This window comes from Luteibacter sp. (genome assembly GCF_051958795.1).
Classification (GTDB): domain Bacteria; phylum Pseudomonadota; class Gammaproteobacteria; order Xanthomonadales; family Rhodanobacteraceae; genus Luteibacter.
The window spans coordinates 1-5779 of the sequence record NZ_JBQCFT010000419.1; the positions used below are offsets into that span (position 1 = coordinate 1).

Annotated in this window: 4 protein-coding genes; 2 read left to right on the plus strand and 2 right to left on the minus strand. The window is 65.3% G+C overall.

The genetic code is table 11. The features are described 5' to 3' along the window. Positions 1 to 137: 137 nt before the first annotated feature. A complete protein-coding gene (locus ACTHLF_RS21075; protein ID WP_440330168.1) occupies positions 138 to 1391 on the minus strand; it encodes a class I SAM-dependent methyltransferase in 1254 nt (417 codons plus the stop codon). A gap of 81 nt (positions 1392 to 1472) precedes the next feature. Continuing rightward, on the minus strand, positions 1473 to 3587 hold the full coding sequence (locus ACTHLF_RS21080; RefSeq protein ID WP_440330170.1) for a TonB-dependent receptor: 2115 nt from the start codon (positions 3585 to 3587) through the stop codon (positions 1473 to 1475). A gap of 182 nt (positions 3588 to 3769) precedes the next feature. Between ACTHLF_RS21080 and ACTHLF_RS21085 the strand changes: the two genes are divergently transcribed. Both ACTHLF_RS21085 and ACTHLF_RS21090 read left to right on the plus strand, forming a co-directional pair. Then, positions 3770 to 4693, plus strand: coding sequence for a hypothetical protein (locus ACTHLF_RS21085; RefSeq protein WP_440330172.1), 924 nt, complete (start codon positions 3770 to 3772; stop codon positions 4691 to 4693). 52 nt (positions 4694 to 4745) lie between these two features. Further along, entirely contained in the window at positions 4746 to 5483 is a 738-nt protein-coding gene (locus ACTHLF_RS21090; RefSeq protein ID WP_440330173.1) for a pteridine reductase, read from the plus strand. Positions 5484 to 5779: the final 296 nt, after the last annotated feature.

Genomic DNA, 5779 nt, shown 5'->3' on the forward strand with positions numbered 1-5779 from the left:
CCCCCCCCCAGCCACAGGTTCGCCACGCCCGGGTCGGCGGTGCCCCGCCTCTTATTGGGGGGAGTCATCTTGGTACCTTTTCTCTCCCGCTAACCCCGCTTGCGAACCCGCACTCCCACAAGATGTCGGTGTTGCGATTAGAGCCGCGCGCCCTGGTCAGCAGCCATCACGCCCTCAGGCAACGCGGCCGCATCAATCTCCTTCGCGAACAGCATCACCTGGAAACGCTCACCCATCTGGTCGGGCAAGGTCAGCTTCTTCACTTCCTGGGCTAGGCGGTAACGCGCGGCCTCGTCGGTGAGCGCCAGGTAATCCTCTTCGAAGAACTCCTGCATGCCCGCGGCGATGAGGAACGGCGCCTGCGGCATGTACGCCGCCACGCCGAAGCCGGCGCTGTTGCCCGCTTCCGCCAGCGCGGTGAAATCCACCGAGGCGGTGAGGTCCTGCAGGCCCGGCAGGAAGAAGGCATCGCCGTGCGCGCGATGGCGATAGAACGCACGCAGCGTCCCGTCGGTACGCTCCGGCATGTAGAACTCGCTACGCACGTAACCGTAGTCAGCGAAAAGCATGGCGCCCTTGCGCAGCGTACCGGCCACGGCCTGGATCCAGTACGGAAGCTGCGGCAGCACTTCGGTGCGGTAACCCGCCTCGAACTCGCGGCCCAGGTCACGCTCAAGATGGCGCACGGCACCGTTCACGAGGACGTCGGCCGGGCGATCGGTACGCATGAAGCGCCCTTCGCCATCGAGCACCACGTATTCCTCGTAGACCTCGCCTTCGCGCGTGGTGAAGCGCGTCGTCGGCAGCGCGTCGATGACCTCGTTGGCGAAGAGCACGCCATCCCACGGCTCCTCAAGCGGTGCATCCAGCCACACGGCACGCTTCGCTACTTCGGGCGGCAGGTTCGCATGCAGGCGCACGTGCTGGCGCTCGCGCAGGTCGGCGCTCGGCTCGAGGATCATGTAGCGGCGCGGCAGCTTGCCCGCCGCATCGAGCGCGCGCAGTGCGGCCTCGGCGAACGCGCCGCTGCCGCCGCCGATCTCGAGGAAATCCGCCTCGGGACCCAGTGCCGCCAGTACGGGCTCGAAGGCACGCACGACGCAACGGGCGAACAAGGTACCCAGCTCGGGGGCCGTGACGAAATCGCCTTCCGCACCGAACTTCGCCTTGCCCGCGCTGTAATAGCCCAGGCCCGGCGTGTACAGGCAGCGCTCCATGAAGCGTGAGAACGGCATGGGGCCATGCGCCGCGATCTCTTCGCGGAGGAGCCCGCTGAGGTGTTCGGAATGGGCGCGCTCGTCGGCGCCGGGTTCAGGGAGGCGATCAGTCATGCCGGCAAGGATACCACCGCCCCGGAACCACTCCGTAGGAGCCCACCCTGTGGGCGACATCTTTCGCGAAGACGCTACAAGCGCTGCAGGGCTCTCGCGAAAGGCGTCGCCCACAGGGTGGGCTCCTACAGGATTGGGGCTTTAGAAATCCTGCTGCAGGGACAGGAACACGCCGCGGCGCGGGCCGAACTGCGGGGCGCCTACGCCGATGCCGGAACCGTCGCGGATCTCATAGGTACGATCCAGCGCGTTCACCAGCGCCAGCTGGGCGTGGGTCGTACCAATCGGGGTCAGGTGCAGGTCCTGCGATACGCTGAGATTGAGCTGGAAGTACGCGGGCATGTGGTCGCCGTTCGGGACGATGCCGTCGCTGCGCAGGCCCGAGCCGAACAGGTAATCCGCGCCGACCTTCGTGCCCTCGCCGAAGGCGTAGCTGATGCCGCCCGACGAGGTGTACTTCTGGTCGTGGTCGAGGTGGATGTAGTGGTCGTAGATGTACGCGAGGTCATCCGGGCTGAAGTTGTACTGGCTGGTGATCACGCGCTTGCCCACCGCGCGGTTGTACGCGAAGTTGAAGTAAGCGGTGAGCGCGCCACCGTCGTAATTCACGGTGAGCTCGTCGCCCTTGATCTTGCCCTGGTCGTAGTTGAACGTGGAGTAGACCACGGCCGCGCCGAACTGACCTTCATCCTGCAGGCGCTGCACGTTGCGGCGGTAGCTGTCGAGGCCGACGGTCCAGGCATCGCCGAACTTCTGCGAAATGCCCACGTCGTAGTAGCTCGAGCGTTCCGCCAGCGGCAGGTCGTTGCCGTTGTCAGCCAGCGCGTTCGTGGTGCCGTTGAACTTCGCGATCGACGTGGGCGTGATCGATTCCGTCGCCGGCGGGGTGAAGTAGCGCGAATAGCCGGCGTGGATCGTCGTGCTGTCGGTCGGCTGGTAAACCACGCCCAGGCGCGGGCTCAGCTGGCTTTCCGGCTTGAACGCGTTGAACTTGTCGGCGCGCAGGCAGTAGTTCACCGTCCACTGCGAACCGATGCTCCATTCATCCTGCAGGTAGGCCGCGTACGTACGGGCGAGGATCCGGCTGGTGTCCAGGATGTTGAATGGCGTGGTCGAGGTCTGGTTACCGTCATCGTCCGCCGGGAAAACCAGGGAATTATTCGTCGCATTGGCGCGCTCGAACGAGCCGTAGATGCCGTAGCGCAGCGTGTGGTTGTCGCCCAGCGGCGTGGAGAAATCCGCCTGCAGCGTGTCGGCGCGGTTGGAACGGCGCACATCGGAGGCGACGCCGTTGAACATCAGGTCGCCGATGTCATCGGGCGTGAAATCCAGCCCGCTGTAACGCTGGCCGGCCGACACCTGGTAGGCCGTGGTGCCGAGCTTGCCCTGCAGGCTCAGGATGCCGAAACGGGTCTTCTCCTGCTGGCGCTCGTTGAGCTGCGCCGAGTCGAAGTTGGTCACGTCGAGGTAACCGAACTGCGCTTCCTGCCCCGGGTTGTTCGGGATCTCGAAGCGGTTGTTCGTCGCGCCGAACATGAAGCTCAGGCGGGTGTCGTTGTTGATCAGGTACGACAGGTCGCCGAAGGCTTTCACCTGGTTGGTGTGATCGTGGATCGGCTTGCGGCTCGAGGTCGGGTTTTCGATGCCGACATCGTTCTCAAGGTAGTTCGCGGTGAGGAAGAAGCTCCACTGGCCTTCGCGCCCGAACAGCGTGGCGTTGGGGTTCAGCGTGCCGAACTGGCCACCTGTGATGCCCACGCTGCCACCGATACCGTCCTGCTTCTGGCTGCGCGTGGTGATGTCCACCACCGCCGCGGTGCGGTCGCCGTACTGGGCAGGCAGCGCACCGGTCAGCAGCTTCACGTTCTCGATCATGCGGGCGTCGAGCGTCTGGCCGAAGCCGCCGATGCTTTCCGGAATCACCACCCCGTTCACGCGGTACTGCAGGTTCGCGTGGTCACCGCGCACGTGCAGCTGGCCGAAGCTGTCCTGGACCACGCCCGGCGCCTGCAGGATCACCTGGTTCAGCGGCGTCGAATCGCCCAGCGGCAGTGCCTGGATCGTCTGCCGGTCCATGACGTACTGGCTGCTGCCCGTGTCCGGCGAAAGACTGTTGCGCGCCTCATCGAGCCGGGCGGTGACATCCACCTCGCCCAGGTTCGTAGCTTTTTGCGGCGGCGCCGTATCGTCGGCGGCGAAAGCGGGGGCGGCCGAAAGGGCCAGGGCAATGGCAAGGGCTAGGCGAACAGGCTTCATGGGGGACGGGGCCAGAATGTTATAATGTTTCATCAGTCTCAAGGCCGTACCTTTCCCGAAGCTTTCAGGAGGTCAGGCTCTTGTGGGAGCGCGCTTGCGCGCGATGGGGATTCGCGCCAGACGCTTGCGGCCCCTTCACGATCCACCCTTCACCCTTCTCCCACCTTACACAGGAGATGACGATGGCGAAGCGTGATCCCGCCTCCACCTCGAAAGAGATCGTGCCGACCTCGGCGATCGACCGCGGGGAAAGCCCGGTGGCGAAGGCGATCCTCGAGTTCGTCAGCCGCATTCCGGACAGTGAAGTACCCAAGGCGGCGAAAGGGACCGCCGAAGAGGAGTGCCGCCGGCTGGCCAGCGCCGCGGCCAACAAGGCCGCCCTGACCGCGGGCTCGCTCGCCCTGCCCCCGGGGCCGCTGGGCTGGCTCACCGTGCTCCCTGAGCTGGTCGCCATCTGGCGCATCCAGGGCCAGCTGGTCAGCGACATCGCCGCTGCCTATGGCAAGACCGCCAAGCTCGGCCGCGAGCAGATGCTCTGGTGCCTGTTCCGGCACACGGCGGCACAGGCCTTCCGTGACATCGCCATCCGCGTGGGCGACCGCCTGGTCTTCCGCACCACCGCCACCAGCGTGCTGCAGCGCCTGGCAGGCCGCATCGGCGTCAGCGTGACCAAGCGCGCCGTCGGCAAGGGCATCTCACGCTGGCTGCCCGTGGTCGGCGCGCTCGGCGTCGGCGCCTACGCCTACTACGACACCGGCCAGGTGGCGAAGACCGCCATCGACCTCTTCAGCGGCGACGTCCACATCGACGACGGCGACGACACCCCCGAAAAGCCCACGAAGAAATCCAAAGCCGCCGCCGAGCCCGCTGCGCCCGGGGAAACCTCACCCCCTGTAGGAGCGCGCCTTGCGCGCGATCCGACGCGCAAGGCGTCGGCCCGAAAAACGGTGAAGAAGCCCCCCACCCGCAAGCGAGCAACGGTCAAGAAAACCGCCCCAAGAAAAGCGGCAACCGCAAAGGCAACTGCCAAAAAAGCCACCAAAAAAACCACAGCCCGCCGCCCCGCCGCCAAAAAAGCCACCCGCAACTCCCCCACCGCAAGGTGACGCCCGCCCCGCTTTCCGGCAAGCTGCCCGCGCATCGCCAAGGGAGCCAGCCATGAACCAGCCACCGGTCGTACTCATCACGGGCGGCGCGCGCCGCGTCGGTGCCGTCATCTGCCGGCGGCTGCACGCGGCGGGCTGCAACATCGCGCTGCACTACCGCAGCTCAGCCGATGATGCCGAGGCACTCGCGAAGGAACTGAACGCCGCACGGCCCGACAGCGTCGCGCTGTTCTCCGGCGCGCTCGACAACCCCGCGACTCCCGACCACCTCATCGGCGATGTACTCGCGGTATTCGGCCGTTTGAACGGACTGGTGAACAACGCCTCGGCGTTCTATCCCACCCCCATCGGCCAGACCACGCAGGCGCAATGGGATGACCTGTTCGCTGCAAACGCGCGCGCGCCATTCTTTCTTTCGCAAGCCGCGGCTCCCGCGTTGCGCGAAAGCAAGGGCGCCATCGTCAATATCGTGGACATCTATGCCGAGCGTCCGCTCGCAGGGCACACGGTGTATGTCATGGCGAAGGCTGCGCTCGCGATGCTGACCCAATCGCTGGCAAAGGAGCTCGCACCGGAAGTGCGCGTCAATGCCGTCGCTCCTGGCGCGATTCTCTGGCCTGAATCGGGCAAGCCCGAAGAAGCTGCGGAGTTGTTGATCGCGAAGACGCCGCTTGCGCGGAAAGGCGAACCAGACGACGTAGCCGAAGCGGTGCGCTGGCTGATGCTGGATGCGCACTACACGACGGGCCAGGTGATTCGTGTGGATGGTGGGCGGGCGCTGAATATTTGATCCGAATCATGCTTTGCCGCACGTTTCCGGCACGCTTCGTAGCGCGCGAATGAGAAGAATCCCCTTAGCAGTCAAAAACTAGCTTGCATGTCGTATGCTCCGCCGACGGAAAGTCGCATGGAGTCATCGAGCATGAAGTTCGAAGCGGTAAGAGCCACGGCTGTGGACAGGGTCAGAGGGATTGAGGTCATTCAGCCATGCCTGGAACAGGGCGCTACTCCTGGCGAAGTTGAGATGCACTACAGCGTCTACTTCGACAATCGTGTCGAGGCGATCTGCTGCCTCGCAACGGTGGA

Excerpts from the sequence above, each read along its gene's own strand:
- ACTHLF_RS21075 (WP_440330168.1), bottom strand. The coding sequence starts at position 1,391 with ATGTCGCCCACAGGGTGGGCTCCTACGGAGTGGTTCCGGGGCGGTGGT.
- ACTHLF_RS21085 (WP_440330172.1), top strand. The coding sequence starts at position 3,770 with ATGGCGAAGCGTGATCCCGCCTCCACCTCGAAAGAGATCGTGCCGACC.
- ACTHLF_RS21090 (WP_440330173.1), top strand. The coding sequence starts at position 4,746 with ATGAACCAGCCACCGGTCGTACTCATCACGGGCGGCGCGCGCCGCGTC.
- ACTHLF_RS21080 (WP_440330170.1), bottom strand. The coding sequence starts at position 3,587 with ATGAAGCCTGTTCGCCTAGCCCTTGCCATTGCCCTGGCCCTTTCGGCC.